Below are 18,604 nucleotides of genomic sequence, written 5' to 3' on the forward strand. Positions count from 1 at the left end.
TATTATTTATGGAAAAAGAAATAAATAAAACCGCCCAATCCCAATTAATTTTTGATGGAATTCGCTCTTGGCAAGGACGTAAGGAATGGTTTTTCAACCGCCAATATACCGATCGGTATGAAGATTATTACGAAGGAAAATACAAACGTGCAGAAATTGAGCAAAAAGCTGTTATGGCTGCCTTAATCAAAGCTGATGTTCGAAATCAAACCCTTTTAGAATTTGGCTGTGGCACGACCCGATTCACCCGATGGTGGCACCAAATCGGTTTGGAAGCAACTGGCGGAGATATTTCTCCTTTCATGCTTTCGCAGGCTCTTTACCGCTGGGGTGGCGATCTTACCATGGCGGATGTTCATCATATGCCTTTCAAAGATCAAAGTTTTGATCTGCTGGTTTTCATGAATACTTTTGAATACTATCAAAATCCTGAGCAAGTAATTGCAGAAGCATCGCGCGTTTGTAAAAATGGCTTTGCAATGGGAATGATGAATAAGTTAACGCCCAAATTCATTCGCAGAAGAGTGCAGCAATCTTTTGGAGCGAATGAATACTATCGAACAGCCACTTTTTACACTCCAAAAACTTTAATAGACTTGCTCGAAAAAAATCTTCAACATCGTGAATTTGAAATTACGTGGATGTGTACAGGTTTACCCAAATGGTTTCCTGTAAAAGAATGGAAAATGCCTTACGGTGATTTTTTTGGCGTTTACGTAAAGTTTCTTGATGTATGAAAATAAATAATGATCTTATCAATAACACTTTATTAAATCAATTGGGATATCGGAATAAAAATGTTTTAAAAGGACCTTCTTTCGGTGTTGACAGTAGTTTAATAAAAATTTCGGACGAGTTAGAAATGGTCTCTGCAAGTGATCCATTATCGTATTTACCAAAATTGGGTCCCGAACTGTCTGCCTATTTATCTGTTCATTTAATTGCCAATGATATTGTGACTTCTGGTGTTTCACCACAATATTTTCAGATGGTTTTAAATTTACCCGAAGACATGACGGAAAAAGTATTCCAAGAATATTGGACCGCAATTCATTACGAGTGTGAAAAAAATAAAATCGCAATTACGGGCGGACATACCGGTTGGGTAATGGGACACAATTCTACCGTGAGTGGAGGAGGAACAATGTTCGCAATCGCGCCAAAAGGAAGTTTGTTGACGTCGGATCAAGCAGAAGTAGGAGACGTGATGTTGATGACTAAACACGCTGGAATTGCTTCTACGGCGATCTTAGGTTTGTATTTTCCTGAAACTTCAAAGAAACTTTTTAAAGGAGAAGAACCTTTCGATTTTCTTCAATTATTTCACCAAATAAGTGTGATGCGTGAAGGTTTACTCGCTGCGGAATTTAATAAGAAAAATCCAGGATCTGTAAAAGCGATGCATGATATAACGGAAGGTGGAGTACTAAACGCATTTGCCGAATTTTCGATTGCAGCCGGGATTCGGTGTGAATTGGATTTACGAAAAGTTCCAGTTTTAAAAGAGCAATGGAAGTTGTTGGATCAATTCAATCTTTCGCCTTTTGAAATTATTGGAGCAGGAAGTATGCTGATGAGCGTCAATCCCAGTAAAATTGAAGAATTACTGAATTTTTTAAATTTAAATGGAATTCAAGCAACGGTGATAGGATCTTTTCATAATAAAGAGCGTTCAACTTACAAAGACCTCAATGGAAATGTGATGGATTTAAAACCGATAGAATTAGATCCTTATTGGAAAGCATTTGGGAATGCCTTAGAAAAGGAATGGTTATGAAAAAAGAATTGTATCTAATATTGGATTGCAGTATTGATTTTGAATTACTGTTCTCTCAAGCGAAACAAGCCTTAGAAGGTGGTGCGGACAAAATTCAGCTGTTTAATGCTCATCGTTTTACAAATTTAGAAATTGCACAACTGCTTAAACTTTGTCACCATTATCACGCATTATTGCTCATTAATCAAGATTTTGACTTTGCAATTTCAAATAATTGTGATGGAGTGCATTTCGACGAATTACCAGACTCCTGGGATTCTGATAAAGTTCCAACCTCTTTCTTAGTTGGTCTTACCGTTGGAAATGATGAAAACACCATTAAAAAAGCAATTGAGAATTCAGTTGATTATATTTCGTTTTGTAGTTTGTATCCCACGAAATCTGCGACAAATTGTGAAATAATCAATCACCAAAACATTATAAAAGCGTCGGAGAACTTTAGTATTCCGATTTATGTAGCTGGTGGAATAACCCCCGAACATTTAGATGAAATAAAAGATTGGCCAATAGCAGGAATCGCCATGATCACAGGAATTACTGAAGCTGAAAATATAACAGCTCGCGTTAAAGAAATTAAAAAAAGAATAAACCCATGACTCAAGAAAAATTAGATAAAATGTGCTGTCCATTTGATAAAAATGATTTGCATTTGGAAATTTACAGAGAAGATCAAACACAGGTTTTAGAGGGTTTATTTACCTGCGCTTCTTGTAAACGATATTTCCCCATCATCTCTGGAATACCGATTATGATTCCGGATGAATATCGGGAACTTTCATTTGAACAAGGCTTTTTAGATCGATATCAACATCAAATGCCTAAACTACAATCCAACTTTCGAGTGGATGAAATAAAAGTTTTAGGATAATTCTTTTTCTAAAAATTAGGAACTTTCTTTAGTTTTTAGAAATCAGAAAAAGAGGAGACTTTAATTGTAATTTTATTCAACTTTTGGTTTAAAAAATAGTTGTCGACTTTTCGGTTGTGTTGCGATTTGTATTCGTGTATTTTTGTTTTAAATTTACGACATGGAACTTTCAAACGACCTCATGTATCAAGCTTCAGTTGATAAAAACCCTGATTTTGAAGGCGTTTTTTGGATGGGCGTGAAAACAACTGGAATATTTTGCCGACCAACGTGTACCGCACGAAAACCGAAACCTGAAAATGTAGAGTTTTTTCAAAATACAAAAGATGCTATATTAAAAGGGTATCGACCTTGCAAAGTTTGTAAACCATTAGAAAATCCAGATGAAACTCCAGAGTATATTCAAAAGATTTTAGAAGAATTAAGAGAAGATCCTTCTTTGAAATTTAAAGATTTTGATTTGGTCGAGCGTGGAGTAGAGCCGGCTACAATTAGAAGATGGTTTCAAAAAAACCACGGAATGACCTTTCATGCATTTCAAAGAATGTTCCGGTTAAATACGGCTTTTAAAAAAATACAGCAAGGTGATAATATTATGAAAACTGCTTATGATAGTGGTTTCGAAAGTTTAAGCGGTTTTAATGAAAGTTTCAAATCGATATTTGGAGTTTCTCCCAAAAATTCTAAAACGCAAAAAATTATTGATCTTAAAAGAATCGAAACTCCGATCGGAACAATGTATGCTGCAGCGGTTGAAGAAGGGATTTGCATGCTAGAATTCACCGACCGAAAAATGTTGGAAACTGAATTCAAAGATCTCGCAAAATCACTTAATGCAACCATCGTTCAAGGTGACAATCCACATTTCAAAACTCTAGAAAAAGAGCTTTCAGAATATTTCGAAGGAAACAGAACAGAATTCACCGTTCCACTTTCTCCGGTTGGAACAGAATTTCAAAAAAGCGTTTGGCAGGTTTTACTAAAAATTCCGTATGGAGAAACCTGGACTTACAAAAAGCAATCTGAAGTTTTAGGTGATGCGAAAAAAGTGCGTGCAGTTGCTAATGCGAACGGATTGAATAAAATCTCCATTATAATTCCGTGTCACAGAGTAATTGGAAGCAACGGAACTCTAACCGGTTATGGCGGAGGAATTTGGCGCAAACAAAAATTATTGGGATTAGAGAATGCCATTCTTTTCTAAAATTTAAATTAAAAAATCATGAATCCAGAAGATTTAAAAAATATTGCGAAACTTTGGTTTAAAGCATTCAATGAACACGATTTAGAAAATTTGCTTGCGTTATATGATGATCATGCCGAACATTATAGTCCAAAATTAAAAGTTCGTGAACCTGAAACTAATGGTTTGATTAAAGGGAAAGAAGCATTAAGAAAGTGGTGGAAAGATTGTTTTGAAAGATTACCGACTTTGCGTTATGAAGTCAATAAATTAACTGCCGATTCTGAGCATGTTTTCATGGAATACACCAGAAAAGTGGATGGTGAATTAGATATGGAAATCGGCGAAGTGTTGGAAATTAAAAATGGAAAAATTGTTTTTTCTCGAGTTTATCACGGCTAATTTTTCACATTAATATTTTTTCTAAAAATAAATATAAAACTCTCGTAGATTTTGCAGATGACGCAGATTTTCCACCTTATTTTACTCTGCTTAAACTACAAAATCCGGAGGAAAATATTTTTACTTTATTTTTAAAGAACAGATAAAACTTATTTTTATCTTTGAAAAAACATCAACTATGAATTTCTCAATCCAACCAACTTTAGAAAACGACAACGTTAGATTAGTTCCTTTAAAGGAAAGTGATTTTGAACGATTATACATCGTCGCTTCAGATCCAGAAGTGTGGTCCATGCATCCTAATAAAGAACGCTATAAGCGCGAAGTCTTCCAGAATTTTTTTACTGGAGCAGTTGAAAGCAAAGGTGCTTTTTTAATAATGGATAAAACTTCTGATGAGGTTTTAGGAAGTACGAGATTCTATGATTACGATGAAAATGATAATAGCATTTTAATTGGTTACACTTTTTACGGCACCAAATCTTGGGGCAAAAACATCAATGCAAGTGTCAAAAAAATGATGCTGGATTATATCTTTCAGTTCGTGGATAAAGTAATTTTCCATGTAGGAAAAGACAATATCCGTTCTGTAAAAGCCATGACTAAACTCGGCGCAGAAAATTTGGGCGAACTAGAAGTTGCGTATTTCGGCGAAGATTCAAAAGTGAATGTTGTTTTCCAAATCAAAAAAGAGGACTGGCAGTAATAAATGAAATCTATTTCCCTGTACAATCCTGAAATAGTTCACCGCCATAATAGAAGATAAAGAGCCAGGCGATTCCCTTCACGGTGAAGAAGATCAAGCCACCAATTCCAACACGTTTAAACCATTTTTTGAATTTTGAATTTTTATCTTCAGGTTGTAAATTTTCCATAGATAACTTTTTTCAAAATTAAGACTATTATCGTACTCTTTAAAATTAAACTAGAAAAATAATTGGTACTTCCCTTTTTATTATGAAATCATGCTATTCATGGTATTTACGATATTGTTTTCTAAAATCCGTAATCATTTAAAATTTAATAAAACTCTGTTTAAATTTTTCTGATTTCAGTAATTTCTCTATCTTTAAGGACAATTCAAAATAATATTATGTCCCAAAAAAATCAGGATTTTGGAATAGAAAAATCCCTTTCTAATTTAGGTATTACAAAAGAAAATAAAGGCGTCTCTTCTGGCGGAAATTACTTTGCCAATGGCGATTTACTCGAAAGCTATTCTCCAACAGATGGAAAATTGATTGCCAAAGTAACTACAGGAAATTTAAACGATTACGATCAAGTAATTGAAACTGCTAAAAAAGCTTATTTAGAATTTCGTCAAATCCCAGCACCAAAAAGAGGAGAATTGGTTCGTCAGTTTGGTTTAAAACTAAGAGAATATAAAGATGATCTAGGAAAACTTGTTTCTTATGAAATGGGAAAATCTTTGCAAGAAGGTTTGGGTGAAGTTCAGGAAATGATCGACATCTGTGATTTTGCGGTAGGATTATCTCGTCAGCTTCACGGTTATACCATGCATTCCGAACGACCTGGACACCGTATGTACGAGCAATATCATCCTTTAGGAGTTATCGGAATTATCTCTGCTTTTAATTTCCCAGTTGCCGTTTGGTCTTGGAATACTGCATTAGCATGGATTTGTGGAAATGTAACCATTTGGAAACCATCAGAAAAAGCACCACTTTGTGGCATCGCTTGTCAAAATATCATCAACCAAGTTTTAAAAGAAAACAACCTTCCAGAAGGAATTTCGACCATGATTGTGGGTGATCATCAAATTGGTGACAGAATGGTGAATGATAAAAATGTTGCCTTAATCTCTTTCACAGGTTCTACGAAAGTTGGAAGACTGGTTGGAACGAATGTGGCGAAAAGATTCGGAAAATCGATTTTGGAATTAGGTGGAAATAACGCAATTATTTTTACAGAAAATGCTGATTTGAATATGTCGATAATCGGCGCAGTGTTCGGCGCAGTCGGAACTGCCGGGCAGAGATGTACTTCTACAAGACGTTTAATTATTCATGAATCTATATTTGATGACGTGAAAAACCGTTTGGTAAAAGCTTACAAGCAAATCAAAATCGGAAATCCTTTAGATGAAAATAACCACGTTGGTCCTTTGATTGATCAGCAAGCTGTTCAACAATATTTGGATTCAATCGAAAAATGTAAAAAAGAAGGTGGAAAATTCGTTGTTGAAGGTGGTGTTTTAGAAGGAGAGGACTATGAATCTGGATGTTATGTAAAACCATGTATCGCAGAAGTTCAGAACTCTTACGAAGTCGTTCAGCACGAAACATTTGCACCCATACTTTATATCATGAAATATAAAACTTTGGAAGAAGCAATCGCCATGCAGAATGATGTTCCTCAAGGTTTAAGTTCTGCGATTATGACGACCGATATGCGTCAGGCAGAATTATTCCTTTCTCAAAACGGTTCCGATTGTGGAATCGCCAACGTGAATATCGGAACTTCTGGTGCAGAAATCGGAGGAGCTTTTGGTGGAGAAAAAGAAACTGGAGGTGGTAGAGAATCTGGCTCCGATGTTTGGAAATATTACATGCGAAGACAAACCAATACGATCAATTATACCGATAGTTTGCCTTTAGCACAAGGCATTAAATTCGATCTATAAAACGATTAAATAAAACTAAAAAATTAACTTCAGATTGAGGGATTAATTTCTAATTTCTTAAATCTAACTACTAACTTCTATAATATGAACAACGCAATTGCATCTCATCCGGAGCCAACCAATACGGTAAAAGAAACCTTGTCAAGACACATGCTTGCCGATGGTTTTGATTTCGTAATGGATTTCGATAAATCTCAAGGTTCTTGGATTCATGACCGATTAACAGGTAAAAACTATCTCGATATGTTCTCCATGTTCGCCTCAGCGTCCATCGGGTATAATCATCCTTATCTTGTGGAAAGATCCGCATGGCTTGGTAAATTAGCTGTAAATAAACCTACTTTGGCAGATGTTTACTCTCAGGAATTCGCCGATTTTATGACAGTATTTGAACGAGTGGGGATTCCAAAAGAATTACAATATTGTTTCTTCATCGAAGGTGGAACGATGGGCGTAGAAAATGCTATGAAAGCATGTTTTGATTGGAAAACCCGAAAGAATTTTGAAAAAGGTCTTGATCTGGAAGCAGGAATCTGTATTCATTTCAAACAAGCATTCCACGGTAGAAGTGGTTATACATTGAGTTTAACGAATACTTCTGACCCAAGAAAATACATGTATTTTCCAAAATTCGATTGGCCTAGAATTATCAATCCTCATTTGAATTTCCCGATCACAGATGAAAATTTAGAGGAAACCATTAAAAATGAAAATTTAGCACTTCTAAATATTGAAGAGGCAATTCTTTCAAATCCGAATAAAGTAGCTTGTATCATCATCGAGCCTATTCAGGCCGAAGGTGGGGATAACCATTTCCGCGATGAGTTTTTTGTTGGCTTAAGAAAACTTTGTGATCAAAATGAAGTCTTATTAATTTTTGACGAAGTTCAAACAGGAATGGGACTAACAGGAAAAATGTGGGCTTATGAGCATTTCAGTATAGTTCCGGATATCATTTCGTTCGGTAAAAAAGCGCAGGTTTGTGGGGTTTTAGCCAATAAAGAAAAATTCGATCAAATTCCCAATAACGTTTTTAGAGAAAGTTCCCGGATCAATTCTACCTTTGGAGGTAACTTTATCGATATGATGAGGTTTCAACTGATCATGGAGGTTATTGAAAAAGAAAATTTAGTAGAAAATGCAAAAGTAGTAGGCGAGTATTTAAAATTAGGATTACAAGGTCTTTCGCAAAAATACCCACATATGATTTCTAACCCTAGAGGGCGTGGTCTTATGTGTGCAATTGACTTGCCAAGTGGAGGAGAGCGCGATCGTTTGCAAGCGTTAATGTATGAAGAAAATGTCATTATTTTATCTTGTGGAGATCAGTCTATTAGATTTCGACCTCATTTAAACGTGACAACCGAAGAAATTCAGATGGCTCTTGATAAAATAGAAGTTTGTATTGCGAAAATGTAATTATAATAAGGATTTCAATATGTTTTAAGATAAAATATTTGAAATCCTTACTTTTTTTTGTTTATAAGTACAGAAAGTATAATATTTTTTTGTAACTTTAGAACTCAGAAATAAAAATAATTATGGAAAGAGAAACAAGAGTCGCAGTTTTTGAAAGTGAAAAGCCCTCAGAGATTCAGTTAGTGAAATCAAAACTTGAAGCTAAAAATATTACCAGTTTTTTAAATGATAACTATATGTCCTTCACCACCACTCCAACTGCAAATACTGTTCGTTTGATGGTAAATTTGCAAGACGAGCAAAAAGCCTTTGAAATTATTGATGGCATGCTTAAGCAAACTGAATTTAATCCAAGTAACAACTAAATCAAATTCATATTTTTTTAAATTTTACGTTTTACAGAAATTGGAATCATCTTATTGACTCCGATTTTTTTGTGAATTTTTTAACGGTAATAGATTTTATTACCTCTAGAACAGATTAAAAGTCACTAAAATCACAGATATGGAAATACATAATAATGCGGTTATAAATAAATAATCTGCAATTTTTTCGAATTTAGATTCAAAATTTTCTTTTGTGCTTCTGATAGCCAAAAATGACATAAAACAACTGATTGATAAACAGAGACTTGCAAGTCCGGCAATTTCATCAATAAAGGTCCGGTCACTCACTTTGGTGATCTCTAAAGAAGTGAGTATAACCAAGCAGAATCCGAGTAAACCTGATGATGCATTTAAGATATGCGGTGATTTTTTTTCCATTAATATTTATATTTTGAAAGAGGGAGATACAGATTATCAAATTTATAAAATTCAGTAGGTAAAAATAAACAATTATTAATAATTATTTTTTACAATTTTATAAATTCAATTCTATTATTTACCTTTGTAAAAATTCACCTTTTATGGAATCGACCTATATAGAAACTCAGCAGATCTCTTTTCAAGACTTTAAAAATCAAATCTTGGAAGATTATCGTCTTGGAAGAATTTCTCGCGAGATGTCTTACCTCGGAAGAAGAGAGGTTCTGACAGGGAAAGCAAAGTTTGGTATTTTCGGAGACGGAAAAGAATTACCACAGCTGGCAATGGCCAAGGTTTTCAAAGATGGAGATTTCCGTTCTGGATATTACCGTGATCAAACTTTTGCATTTGCAATCGGTGCCGTAACGGTAGAAAGTTTTTTTGCACAGTTGTATGCAGATACAAATATTGAAAGAGAACCAGCTTCTGCGGGACGGCAGATGAATGGACATTATGCTACCAGAAGCTTAAATGAAGACGGTAGTTGGAAAGATTTAACGAAACAGAAAAATATATCTTCAGATATTTCTCCGACCGCAGGACAAATGCCAAGATTACTTGGGCTTGCTTTGGCTTCGAAAGTTTATAAAACAGTACAGTTTGAAGGCTCAGAGAAGTTTTCTAACAAAGGTAATGAAGTTGCTTTCGGTACAATTGGTGATGCGTCCACGGCGGAAGGCCATTTTTGGGAAACTCTAAATGCTGCCTGTGCTTTACAAGTTCCTATGATTACTTCTATTTGGGATGATGGGTACGGTATTTCTGTCCCGACCCATAATCAACGAGCAAAAGCGGATATCGCAGAAATGCTTTCCGGTTTCCAAAGAAAAGAAGGAGAAAATCAAGGTTGCGAAATCATTCAGGTAAAAGCCTGGGATTATCCATCTTTACTGGATGCTTACGCACGTGCAGAACATTTTGCAAGAACTGAAAGTGTTCCTGTGGTTGTCCACGTCATTGAAGTTACCCAACCGCAAGGACACTCAACTTCCGGTTCACACGAAAGATATAAAAACGAAGACCGCCTGAAATGGGAAGGAGAGTTTGATGGTTTATTAAAATTCAGAGAATGGATTTTGGATTATTCCATCGAAATCGAAGGCAATGAACAACAACTTGCAACCCTTGAAGAACTAGAAGCAATTGAATCCGAAGCAAAGAAGTTTGTTAAAGATGGTCAGAAAAAAGCTTGGGAAAGCTACCAAAAAACCATTACAGATTTAAAATCGTCAGTACTTCCTTTAGTGGAAAGTTTAAAAACACAAAGTGCTGATGTCGCTGCAGAATTGGAAAAATTTAATGCAGTAATTTCTATAGCTAAGAAAGATATTTTTCATTTAATAAGAAAGTCGCTATTAGTATCCAGAGCAAATCAGACTATGGAAAGACAAAATCTTCAAACTAAATATGAGGAAATATATGTAGTAGAAAAGGATAATTATTCTTCCCATTTATATTCTCAGTCAGAATGGAAAGCGACGAATGTACAAGAAATTGCTCCAATTTTTTCTGACGCGTCGGAAACAGTTGATGGTAGAGTAGTCGTAAGAAATAATTTCGATAAAATTTTTGAAAAATATCCCCAAACTTTAATTTTTGGTGAAGATGCCGGAAATATCGGAGATGTGAATCAAGGTTTAGAAGGACTTCAGGAAAAATATGGAGAACTTAGAATCGCAGATACTGGAATCCGCGAAGCTACAATCCTTGGTCAAGGGATCGGAATGGCGATGCGAGGTTTAAGACCAATTGCAGAAATTCAGTATTTAGACTATATTCTTTATTGTTTACAAGGAATGAGCGACGATTTGGCAACGGTTCAGTACCGAACTAGAGGCGGACAAAAAGCACCGTTGATCATTAGAACACGTGGCCATCGATTAGAAGGGATTTGGCATTCTGGTTCACCAATGGCGGGGATTCTTAATCTTTCTAAAGGGATTCTAGTATTGGTTCCTCGTAACTTAACCAAAGCCGCCGGTTTTTATAACACCATGCTCCAAGCGGATGAACCTGCTTTAATTATTGAATGTTTGAATGGGTATCGATTGAAAGAAAAACAACCTGATAACATCGGTGAGTTTACGGTTCCTGTTGGGAAAATTGAAGTTACCAAAGACGGTAGGGATGTTACCTTAGTAACTTATGGTTCAACCTGGAGATTGGTAATGGAAGCAGCACAGGAATTAGAAAAAATCGGAATCTCTGCGGAAGTGATTGATATTCAATCTTTAATCCCATTTGATTTAAGTCATGAGATTTCCGAAAGTGTGAAGAAAACCAATAGATTGGTGATCATCGATGAAGACGTAGAAGGTGGAGCGTCAGCATTTATTCTTCAGCAGATTTTAGAAAAACAAAAAGCCTTTAGATATTTGGATTCCGATCCACTGACGATTTCTGCAGAAAATCACCGTCCACCGTATGCGAGTGATGGTGACTACTTCAGCAAACCAAGTGTTGATGATATGGTAGAGAAAGTTTATGCCTTATTTACGGAAACAAATCCTACGAAATTTCCGAAAATCTAATCGGGATATCAATTACTTCTGAACGTTTTAAATAATCAACCCTTTCAGCCTTTAAAAGGTTGAAAGGGTTTTTAATTAACGCTATTAAACCTCAAAAAATTTCCGTAAATTCGCATCAAATTTTTAAATAATGAACTACGATATTATTGTCATTGGGAGTGGACCTGGTGGTTACGTTACGGCAATCAGAGCCGCACAATTAGGTTTTAAAACAGCCATTATTGAAAAAGAAAGCTTAGGCGGAATTTGCTTGAACTGGGGATGTATCCCGACAAAAGCATTATTAAAATCTGCGCACGTTTTTAAATATTTGCAACAGGCCGAACAATACGGTTTAAATAAAGTAGAAAATCCAGGTTTTGATTTTTCTAAAGTCATCCAGAGAAGTCGAGGAGTTGCCACTAAAATGAGTGGTGGAATTGCTTTCCTAATGAAGAAAAACAAGATTGATGTGATCATGGGAACAGCCAAAATTCAAAAAGGTAAAAAAGTTTCTGTAACCGATAAAGAAGGAAAAGCAACTGAATATTCAGGTGAACATATTATCATCGCAACTGGAGCGCGTTCCAGAGAATTACCGAATCTTCCACAGGATGGAAAAAAAGTAATTGGATACAGACAGGCTCTGAATCTTCCTGAGCAACCAAAATCGATGATCGTTGTCGGGTCAGGTGCGATAGGAATTGAGTTCGCTGATTTCTATAACACCATGGGAACCAAAGTTACCGTTGTAGAATTCATGCCAAACATTCTTCCAGTGGAAGATGAAGATACTTCAAAACACGTTGAGAAGTCTCTGAAAAAATCAGGGATCGAGATCATGACCAATGCTTCCGTAGAATCTGTGGATACATCTGGAAACGGTGTAAAAGCAACCGTGAAAACGGCTACTGGAAACATTACTTTAGAAGCTGATATTTTATTATCTGCTGTTGGAATCGCTTCCAATATCGAAGGTCAAGGTTTCGAAGAAGTAGGAATCCAAACTGATAAAGGAAAAGTTTTAGTGAACGAATGGTACGAAACTTCTGTACCTGGTTATTACGCAATTGGTGATATTTTGGCAACTCAGGCATTAGCTCACGTTGCGTCAGCAGAAGGAATTACCTGTGTGGAAAAGATCAAAGGCCTTCACGTAGAAAAAATTGATTACGGCAATATTCCTGGTTGTACGTATGCTCATCCAGAAGTGGCGTCGGTTGGTTTGACCGAGAAGCAAGCAAAGGAAAAAGGCTACGAATTGAAAGTAGGTAAATTCCCATTCTCAGCTTCAGGTAAAGCTACAGCAAACGGCGATACCGATGGTTTCATCAAAGTGATTTTCGATGCCAAATACGGCGAATGGTTAGGTTGTCATATGGTCGGCGATGGCGTTACCGATATGATCGCAGAAGCAGTTGTAGCGCGTAAATTAGAAACAACTGGTCACGAAGTTCTGAAATCAATTCACCCGCATCCAACGATTTCAGAAGCCGTGATGGAAGCAGTTGCTGCCGCTTATGGCGAAGTGATTCACATCTAAGATATAACTTTCATATAGAATACTAGAAAACCACAGCATTGTCTGTGGTTTTTTATTAGGATGAAATTTTGGCTTTAAGCAAGTCTAATCATTCTATTTATTTGGGCAGCTTTAACCGTCTTCCACTCTCAAAACTAGGTACTAGTTTCGACGATTCAAATTAAAATAATAAGAGGATAAAGTCAATCTTTTTTAGCCTTCGGTTTTGCCCACCTAAAAAAGGATTTCCGTTCAAGCCAGGCTGCAAAACTATTTCCTTTATTGTTTAGAATGATTTTATATCTGCCATTGAAATACTCAATTTAACCAAATTGTTAATAGTAGATTTTAGATATGAAGTAACAAAGATTAAACAGAAATTAATTAAATCTTTTATAGGGTTAAATAACGGTTTTTTTAACAATAAATCAAATTGTAGTTAAAATTTATTAGAAAGTGTAATTTTATTTATATATTTATTTAGCGGTTGTAAGTTACTTACAACTTCTCGAAAAACACACAACCTACATTATTAACCTCTAAAATTAGGCGTATGAGAAAAACAATATTTCTTGCAATCTTCGGATTTTTACTCTTGATGGTTTCCTATAGAACAGAGGAAACGATTACACCACATGAAGCTCAAAAAAAGAACTGGCCTCTAAATCCTTATGGGAAGAGGATCTGCTTTACATTAAAAATGTAAAGAAAATATTTGAAACGAATTTTAATGAAATAAAATTCGAACAAGATTTTGGAAGATTAGATTGGGATTATGCCATGACTTTTGGACAATTTGATGAGAGTTTTGTGAGCGTTCCTATTATTAAAAATGAAAAAATAGTGAGTGTAATGCAAGGGATACGGAATAAAAAAACGAATAAAGTTTTTTTCAGCCATACCGAGGATACGGAATCTATTTCATTCTTCCAAAATATCATTTTTTCTAAAAGAATTTTGAAACCGCTCAAAGATACTGCTTACCCAAGCAATAATTCCACATCAAGAGCATATTGGCAACCTGTTACCAGTTGTAGTACCCGGACTTTAATTGTGGGATGTACCCAAGATGCAAGTGGTGCAAACTGCACTCCGATAGTTTCCACTACAACAACTTGTACGACCACCTATATCTTTACAAACGATTATGATGATAGTGATGATGGTTATTATCCACCAGATGGCTACACCTATGATGGCACAAGACCGAATGTTTCTAATGAAGAGGAAGATCCGTGTGCGAAAATGTCTAAATATGGAAAAAGTGAAAAAACTAAAAGCTTAATGAGAAATTTAAAGGCTGAAACATCAAGTAATAAAGAAAAGGGGTATACGCTAACAGATGAAAGCAATTCTTTAGTAGAAACTTATTTTGAGGGAGAAATTGGTAATAGCTTTCTTGATATAGATGTTTCTTCTGGAGTGAATGTTATTATTCATTCTCATTATACTGGTCTACTCTCTATATTTTCCCCAGATGATATTTTCAATATTGCTGGTGCTTATAAAGGCGGATTTATTCGAGATCCAAATAATTTCGTATTGGGGGTGGTTACAGATTCGGGTACGCAATACTATTTAATAATTGATGATTTACAGAAGTTTTCTAACTTTGCTAATATGGTTTTACAATATGGTTTTGATATTTATAATCATATGTACGCAAACTTATCTAAGGTAAATCAATCTAATACTAATATACAAAACGAATATAATTTTTTGAATTATTTAAAATTAAATAACTCTGGATTAAGTGTCATGAAGGGTGATGCTGATATGAATTCTTGGTCAAAAATTGGAAAAGGTGATAATAAAAATGAAATTAAAGAAGATAAATGTCCTTAAAAAATAAATTATGAAATTAATAATAAAAACACTAATCGTACTTATGGTAACTTTTGTGGGTGTGAATTTTTCAAATTGTAAGGCACAAAATCAAAGTAAAGATTTTGCAAATGGTGATAATTATTTAAACAATAATCTCGACAAGTTTGTCGGCACTTGGAAATGGAGTAATAATGATGACTTATTTATATTAATCTTTAAAAAAGAAAATATAAAATTACCAATAGACAATGATGTTAGAGCAGATGCTCTTATTGGATTTCACAAATTAGTGAAAAATGGAATAACGATAGAAGATAATACCCAATTTATCTATACTAATTATAACGAAAATAAAGGCTCTCTCTTTACCTTTGGTGAAGAAGAAAAACCTAATTTAATTGATCCCACAATATTTAATATATCTCGAAATAAGAATTTGAATATGATAATTGAATATATTGATAATAATCATTTGAAAATTACATCAATAAAAAACACACCTGGTTTGAAATTAAATTTCCCAGGAAAACCTAAGTTTGATCCAACAATTATATACCCCGAAAATATAATTCTAACTAAACAGTAAAAAAAGCACCACTATACGCAACCGATCTACTATAAGTCTTCGCTTCTCCTTTTAGTACATCGTTAGGCGGATTTCATTTGCTGATGTGTGAAGCTCTTCGCTTCACGAAGCCCCTTCTCACATCAACTAAGCTTTTTCGTTGCGTACGAAGCACGAATAATGAAACCCGGGTTGTACGGAACCGCTTCCACTTCTGCAATACAATGCATTTGTTGTAAAAAAATATCGTCTCATTACGGTTTCCCGTAATGAGGTACAAATTAGATTTGCTATTTTAGGTAAAATAAAATATTGAGCGTAAAACTCACCTATTTCCTGCTCTTTCGCTCTTAACTGTGAAGTAAAATGGAAAAATTAAAACCCTGAGAAAAACAATATTTCTTGCAATCTTCGGATTTTTACTCTTGATGGTTTCCTATAGAACAGAGGAAACGATTACACCACATGAAGCTCAAAAAAAGAACTGGCCTCTAAATCCTTATGGGAAGAGGATCTGCTTTACATTAAAAATGTAAAGAAAATATTTGAAACGAATTTTAATGAAATAAAATTCGAACAAGATTTTGGAAGATTAGATTGGGATTATGCCATGACTTTCGGACAATTTGATGAGAGTTTTGTGAGCGTTCCTATTATTAAAAATGAAAAAGTAGTGAGTGTAATGCAAGGAATAAGGAATAAAAAAACGAACAAAGTTTTTTTCAGCCATACCGAGGATACGGAATCTATTTCATTCTTCCAGAATATCATTTTTTCTAAAAGACTTTTGAAACCGCTCAAAGATACTGCTTACCCAAGCAATAATTCAACATCAAGAGCATATTGGCAACCTGTTACCAGCTGTAGTACCCGGACTTTAATCGTGGGATGTACCCAAGATGCAAGTGGTGCAAACTGCACTCCGATAGTTTCCTCTACAACAACTTGTACAACCACCTATATCTTTACAAACGATTATGATGATAGTGATGATGGTTATTACCCGCCAGATGGCTACACCTATGATGGCACAAGACCTAATGTTACTGATGATGAAGATCCGTGTGCGAAAGCGAAAGCGGGTTCTACACGAGCAACTACAACTTCAAAATCTACCGCATTTAATACTGCAAAAACAACTATTACTGGCATGAAAAATGGAAAAGAAAATGGAGTGGTTTTTGGAAATGTGAATTATGAGACAAAATCTACGTCCGTTCAAACGGGAGGAACAAGTTCTGGCACATTAACTCATACTTTTTCCGATCCAATTGCAGATTTACATAATCATCCTGGAAATAATCCACCTTCAACTGGAGATTTGTATGTTTTAATTAGTAATCAGCAACAATTTACAAATTATAGCACAAGATATGTTGTAACATTAAATGGAACAACTTATGCATTGGTTGTAACAGATAAAACTGCAATGAATATATTTCTTAAAAATTATCCACCCAGTATTACCTCTAACCCATATGGTGGAAATTTTGTCAATTTTCCTCAACCGCTTTTCAATGAGTGGGATGATATTTCATTCTATAACAATGATAATCAAGAAATGGCACTTTCTGTTATTTTAGATAAGTATAATTCTGGAATCATGCTCACCAAAATGGATAATAATGGAAATTTTAAAAAAGTTAATTATATTAGCAATACAGATACTGCTGGAACTACGACATATACAAATACACCATGTCCAAATTAAAAATAATCAAAATGAAAAATTTAAATAAAGCATTCACTCTTATTATAGTTCTACTTTCTTTTATGGCTTGTTCTCAAACAACTATGAAGTCTGTAAGTGATGCGAAAAAATTAGAAATTAATAAGAAAAACTTTGTTGGGAAACCTTTAAGTTATCTACTTAAAAATATAAATGTTGAAATTAAGTCAATTATTCCCTCACCAAATAAAAATTTCAATGAAATAAATAGAATTAGTTTTTTGTTTGTTTCTAAATCTATTTATAAAAAGTCAACTGCAAAAGATATAGAAGAAAAACCAACAAGAATTACTGTAAATTTTAATCAAAACGGTGATTTAAAAGGAGATAAATGTACTTATGATAAACCTGAATGTACAGAGTGGACAAAAGAAGATGAAAAAAATCTTGGCAAATTAATCATTTATGACATTTATGTTTCTGGTAAAAATTAATGCCACTATAGCCAATAACTAAGCTTTCGTTTTGTCTGCAAGACAAGAAATGAATTAACAATCACCGAATCCTTTAAAAAAAATAAATATTGAGGTAAAGCCCGTTGAACGGAACCTTCGGTGGCTTTTCAGCGGTATTTTGGTGGGTTATGGAGTTGTCGTTTTTAGAATTTAGATACCCAAAGCAGTTTTTTAGAAGAACTGCTTTTTTTGGGAACTGATGTGAGATTTTTTGAAGCACTCGAACATTGATGTGGGATGTACGGGCGATGCAAGTGACTCAAATTGCGTTCCCTTAGCTTCTTCTACAACAACTTGTACGACCACCTATATCTTTACAAACGATTATGATGATAGTGATGATGGTTATTATCCACCAGATGGCTACACCTATGATGGCACAAGACCTAATGTTTCTAATGAAGAGGAAGTCCGTGTGCGAAAATGTCTAAATATGGGAAGGATCCAAAAACTAAAATTTTAATGTCTGATTTGAAAACAAAAACTAACCAGACTAAGGAATATGCTTATACTTTAAATAAGGAAAATGGCGAAGTTAAAGAAACCGCATATATTGGGGAAGATAATGGTCTACATGATTTATATATAGATAACGCACCGGTAAATGCTTATATCCATTCACATGATGTTGGTGCACTTTCTATTTTTTTCTCCTGATGATTTGTTTGCAATGGCTGGTTTATACAAAAGTGGAAATATAAAAGAATTAGAAAATTTTGTAATGGGTGTTGTAACTAATTCTGGTACTCAATATTATTTAGTGATTGATAATATAGAAAACTTTGGAAATTTTGCAGAGAGCTTGTTCTTATAAAATTACAACGACAAATTCAGTATCTTCCAATGAAAATCAATTTCTAAATTATTTGTCACAAAATAGTTCTGGTCTCAAATTAT

The 18,604-nt window shown here is 34.6% G+C and carries 21 protein-coding genes; 19 read left to right on the forward strand and 2 right to left on the reverse strand.

Annotated features, from left to right (window positions below; translation table 11 throughout):
• The first annotated feature begins 8 nt into the window (after positions 1-8).
• The 7 genes from FNJ88_RS12000 (at position 9) to FNJ88_RS12030 (ending at position 4,936) form a co-directional block, all read left to right on the forward strand.
• The gene (locus FNJ88_RS12000; RefSeq protein ID WP_143853414.1) at positions 9-737 is read left to right on the forward strand and encodes a class I SAM-dependent methyltransferase; all 729 of its coding nucleotides are present in this window, start codon (positions 9-11) and stop codon (positions 735-737) included.
• Positions 734-1,777 carry an AIR synthase-related protein gene (locus FNJ88_RS12005; protein WP_143853416.1) on the forward strand — a complete coding sequence of 348 codons (1,044 nt, stop codon included), beginning with the start codon at positions 734-736 and terminating at the stop codon, positions 1,775-1,777. Before FNJ88_RS12000 ends, FNJ88_RS12005 begins: the two co-directional genes overlap by 4 nt.
• Positions 1,774-2,373: a thiamine phosphate synthase gene (locus FNJ88_RS12010; protein ID WP_185145824.1), complete on the forward strand. Its 600-nt coding sequence runs from the start codon at positions 1,774-1,776 to the stop codon at positions 2,371-2,373. The genes FNJ88_RS12005 and FNJ88_RS12010 overlap by 4 nt, the downstream gene beginning before the upstream one ends.
• Entirely contained in the window at positions 2,370-2,645 is a 276-nt protein-coding gene (locus tag FNJ88_RS12015; RefSeq protein WP_143853420.1) for a Trm112 family protein, read from the forward strand. Before FNJ88_RS12010 ends, FNJ88_RS12015 begins: the two co-directional genes overlap by 4 nt.
• Positions 2,646-2,805: 160 nt before the next feature.
• Positions 2,806-3,849, forward strand: a complete 1,044-nt coding sequence (locus FNJ88_RS14580) for a bifunctional transcriptional activator/DNA repair enzyme AdaA (RefSeq protein ID WP_143853422.1) — start codon at positions 2,806-2,808, stop codon at positions 3,847-3,849.
• An 18-nt stretch (positions 3,850-3,867) separates the two neighbouring features.
• Positions 3,868-4,230 (forward strand): nuclear transport factor 2 family protein, encoded by a 363-nt coding sequence (locus FNJ88_RS12025; protein ID WP_143853424.1) that lies wholly within the window; start codon positions 3,868-3,870, stop codon positions 4,228-4,230.
• A gap of 178 nt (positions 4,231-4,408) precedes the next feature.
• Positions 4,409-4,936, forward strand: coding sequence for a GNAT family N-acetyltransferase (locus tag FNJ88_RS12030; protein ID WP_143853426.1), 528 nt, complete (start codon positions 4,409-4,411; stop codon positions 4,934-4,936).
• A gap of 10 nt (positions 4,937-4,946) precedes the next feature.
• Here the strand turns inward: FNJ88_RS12030 and FNJ88_RS14355 are convergent, their stop codons facing one another.
• The gene (locus FNJ88_RS14355) at positions 4,947-5,105 is read right to left on the reverse strand and encodes a hypothetical protein (protein ID WP_185145825.1); all 159 of its coding nucleotides are present in this window, start codon (positions 5,103-5,105) and stop codon (positions 4,947-4,949) included.
• Between the two features lie 218 nt (positions 5,106-5,323).
• Here FNJ88_RS14355 and FNJ88_RS12035 point away from each other — a divergent pair, with 218 nt between their 5' ends.
• The 3 genes from FNJ88_RS12035 to FNJ88_RS12045 all read left to right on the forward strand — a co-directional run bounded on the left by FNJ88_RS12035 (position 5,324) and on the right by FNJ88_RS12045 (position 8,658).
• On the forward strand, positions 5,324-6,874 hold the full coding sequence (locus tag FNJ88_RS12035; protein WP_143853428.1) for an aldehyde dehydrogenase family protein: 1,551 nt from the start codon (positions 5,324-5,326) through the stop codon (positions 6,872-6,874).
• A gap of 84 nt (positions 6,875-6,958) precedes the next feature.
• Positions 6,959-8,293, forward strand: a complete 1,335-nt coding sequence (gene lat, locus FNJ88_RS12040) for an L-lysine 6-transaminase (protein ID WP_143853430.1) — start codon at positions 6,959-6,961, stop codon at positions 8,291-8,293.
• A 122-nt stretch (positions 8,294-8,415) separates the two neighbouring features.
• A complete protein-coding gene (locus tag FNJ88_RS12045) occupies positions 8,416-8,658 on the forward strand; it encodes a putative signal transducing protein (RefSeq protein WP_143853431.1) in 243 nt (80 codons plus the stop codon).
• Between the two features lie 105 nt (positions 8,659-8,763).
• Here the strand turns inward: FNJ88_RS12045 and FNJ88_RS12050 are convergent, their stop codons facing one another.
• On the reverse strand, positions 8,764-9,057 hold the full coding sequence (locus FNJ88_RS12050) for a hypothetical protein (protein WP_143853433.1): 294 nt from the start codon (positions 9,055-9,057) through the stop codon (positions 8,764-8,766).
• A gap of 143 nt (positions 9,058-9,200) precedes the next feature.
• On the opposite strand from FNJ88_RS12050, the gene FNJ88_RS12055 reads away from it, so the two are divergent.
• From FNJ88_RS12055 to FNJ88_RS12090, 9 genes are all read left to right on the forward strand, one after another.
• Positions 9,201-11,630 (forward strand): thiamine pyrophosphate-dependent enzyme, encoded by a 2,430-nt coding sequence (locus tag FNJ88_RS12055; RefSeq protein WP_143853435.1) that lies wholly within the window; start codon positions 9,201-9,203, stop codon positions 11,628-11,630.
• Positions 11,631-11,760: 130 nt separating this feature from the next.
• On the forward strand, positions 11,761-13,152 hold the full coding sequence (lpdA, locus tag FNJ88_RS12060; protein WP_143853437.1) for a dihydrolipoyl dehydrogenase: 1,392 nt from the start codon (positions 11,761-11,763) through the stop codon (positions 13,150-13,152).
• A gap of 532 nt (positions 13,153-13,684) precedes the next feature.
• Entirely contained in the window at positions 13,685-13,837 is a 153-nt protein-coding gene (locus FNJ88_RS14360; RefSeq protein ID WP_185145826.1) for a hypothetical protein, read from the forward strand.
• A 74-nt stretch (positions 13,838-13,911) separates the two neighbouring features.
• A complete protein-coding gene (locus FNJ88_RS12065) occupies positions 13,912-14,976 on the forward strand; it encodes a hypothetical protein (RefSeq protein WP_143853439.1) in 1,065 nt (354 codons plus the stop codon).
• Positions 14,977-14,986: 10 nt separating this feature from the next.
• Positions 14,987-15,544 (forward strand): DUF6705 family protein, encoded by a 558-nt coding sequence (locus FNJ88_RS12070; protein ID WP_143853441.1) that lies wholly within the window; start codon positions 14,987-14,989, stop codon positions 15,542-15,544.
• 589 nt (positions 15,545-16,133) lie between these two features.
• Positions 16,134-17,234: a hypothetical protein gene (locus FNJ88_RS12075; RefSeq protein ID WP_143853443.1), complete on the forward strand. Its 1,101-nt coding sequence runs from the start codon at positions 16,134-16,136 to the stop codon at positions 17,232-17,234.
• Positions 17,235-17,245: 11 nt separating this feature from the next.
• A complete protein-coding gene (locus FNJ88_RS12080) occupies positions 17,246-17,686 on the forward strand; it encodes a hypothetical protein (protein WP_228414529.1) in 441 nt (146 codons plus the stop codon).
• Between the two features lie 232 nt (positions 17,687-17,918).
• The gene (locus FNJ88_RS12085; RefSeq protein ID WP_143853445.1) at positions 17,919-18,170 is read left to right on the forward strand and encodes a hypothetical protein; all 252 of its coding nucleotides are present in this window, start codon (positions 17,919-17,921) and stop codon (positions 18,168-18,170) included.
• Positions 18,171-18,311: 141 nt separating this feature from the next.
• Positions 18,312-18,521, forward strand: a complete 210-nt coding sequence (locus FNJ88_RS12090) for a hypothetical protein (RefSeq protein ID WP_143853446.1) — start codon at positions 18,312-18,314, stop codon at positions 18,519-18,521.
• Positions 18,522-18,604: the final 83 nt, after the last annotated feature.

The organism is Chryseobacterium sp. SNU WT5 (assembly GCF_007362475.1).
Lineage (GTDB): Bacteria > Bacteroidota > Bacteroidia > Flavobacteriales > Weeksellaceae > Kaistella.

Excerpts from the sequence above, each read along its gene's own strand:
- FNJ88_RS12000 (WP_143853414.1), top strand. The coding sequence starts at position 9 with ATGGAAAAAGAAATAAATAAAACCGCCCAATCCCAATTAATTTTTGAT.
- FNJ88_RS12005 (WP_143853416.1), top strand. The coding sequence starts at position 734 with ATGAAAATAAATAATGATCTTATCAATAACACTTTATTAAATCAATTG.
- FNJ88_RS12010 (WP_185145824.1), top strand. The coding sequence starts at position 1,774 with ATGAAAAAAGAATTGTATCTAATATTGGATTGCAGTATTGATTTTGAA.
- FNJ88_RS12015 (WP_143853420.1), top strand. The coding sequence starts at position 2,370 with ATGACTCAAGAAAAATTAGATAAAATGTGCTGTCCATTTGATAAAAAT.
- FNJ88_RS14580 (WP_143853422.1), top strand. The coding sequence starts at position 2,806 with ATGGAACTTTCAAACGACCTCATGTATCAAGCTTCAGTTGATAAAAAC.
- FNJ88_RS12025 (WP_143853424.1), top strand. The coding sequence starts at position 3,868 with ATGAATCCAGAAGATTTAAAAAATATTGCGAAACTTTGGTTTAAAGCA.
- FNJ88_RS12030 (WP_143853426.1), top strand. The coding sequence starts at position 4,409 with ATGAATTTCTCAATCCAACCAACTTTAGAAAACGACAACGTTAGATTA.
- FNJ88_RS14355 (WP_185145825.1), bottom strand. The coding sequence starts at position 5,105 with ATGGAAAATTTACAACCTGAAGATAAAAATTCAAAATTCAAAAAATGG.
- FNJ88_RS12035 (WP_143853428.1), top strand. The coding sequence starts at position 5,324 with ATGTCCCAAAAAAATCAGGATTTTGGAATAGAAAAATCCCTTTCTAAT.
- lat (WP_143853430.1), top strand. The coding sequence starts at position 6,959 with ATGAACAACGCAATTGCATCTCATCCGGAGCCAACCAATACGGTAAAA.
- FNJ88_RS12045 (WP_143853431.1), top strand. The coding sequence starts at position 8,416 with ATGGAAAGAGAAACAAGAGTCGCAGTTTTTGAAAGTGAAAAGCCCTCA.
- FNJ88_RS12050 (WP_143853433.1), bottom strand. The coding sequence starts at position 9,057 with ATGGAAAAAAAATCACCGCATATCTTAAATGCATCATCAGGTTTACTC.
- FNJ88_RS12055 (WP_143853435.1), top strand. The coding sequence starts at position 9,201 with ATGGAATCGACCTATATAGAAACTCAGCAGATCTCTTTTCAAGACTTT.
- lpdA (WP_143853437.1), top strand. The coding sequence starts at position 11,761 with ATGAACTACGATATTATTGTCATTGGGAGTGGACCTGGTGGTTACGTT.
- FNJ88_RS14360 (WP_185145826.1), top strand. The coding sequence starts at position 13,685 with ATGAGAAAAACAATATTTCTTGCAATCTTCGGATTTTTACTCTTGATG.
- FNJ88_RS12065 (WP_143853439.1), top strand. The coding sequence starts at position 13,912 with ATGACTTTTGGACAATTTGATGAGAGTTTTGTGAGCGTTCCTATTATT.
- FNJ88_RS12070 (WP_143853441.1), top strand. The coding sequence starts at position 14,987 with ATGAAATTAATAATAAAAACACTAATCGTACTTATGGTAACTTTTGTG.
- FNJ88_RS12075 (WP_143853443.1), top strand. The coding sequence starts at position 16,134 with ATGACTTTCGGACAATTTGATGAGAGTTTTGTGAGCGTTCCTATTATT.
- FNJ88_RS12080 (WP_228414529.1), top strand. The coding sequence starts at position 17,246 with ATGAAAAATTTAAATAAAGCATTCACTCTTATTATAGTTCTACTTTCT.
- FNJ88_RS12090 (WP_143853446.1), top strand. The coding sequence starts at position 18,312 with ATGCTTATATCCATTCACATGATGTTGGTGCACTTTCTATTTTTTTCT.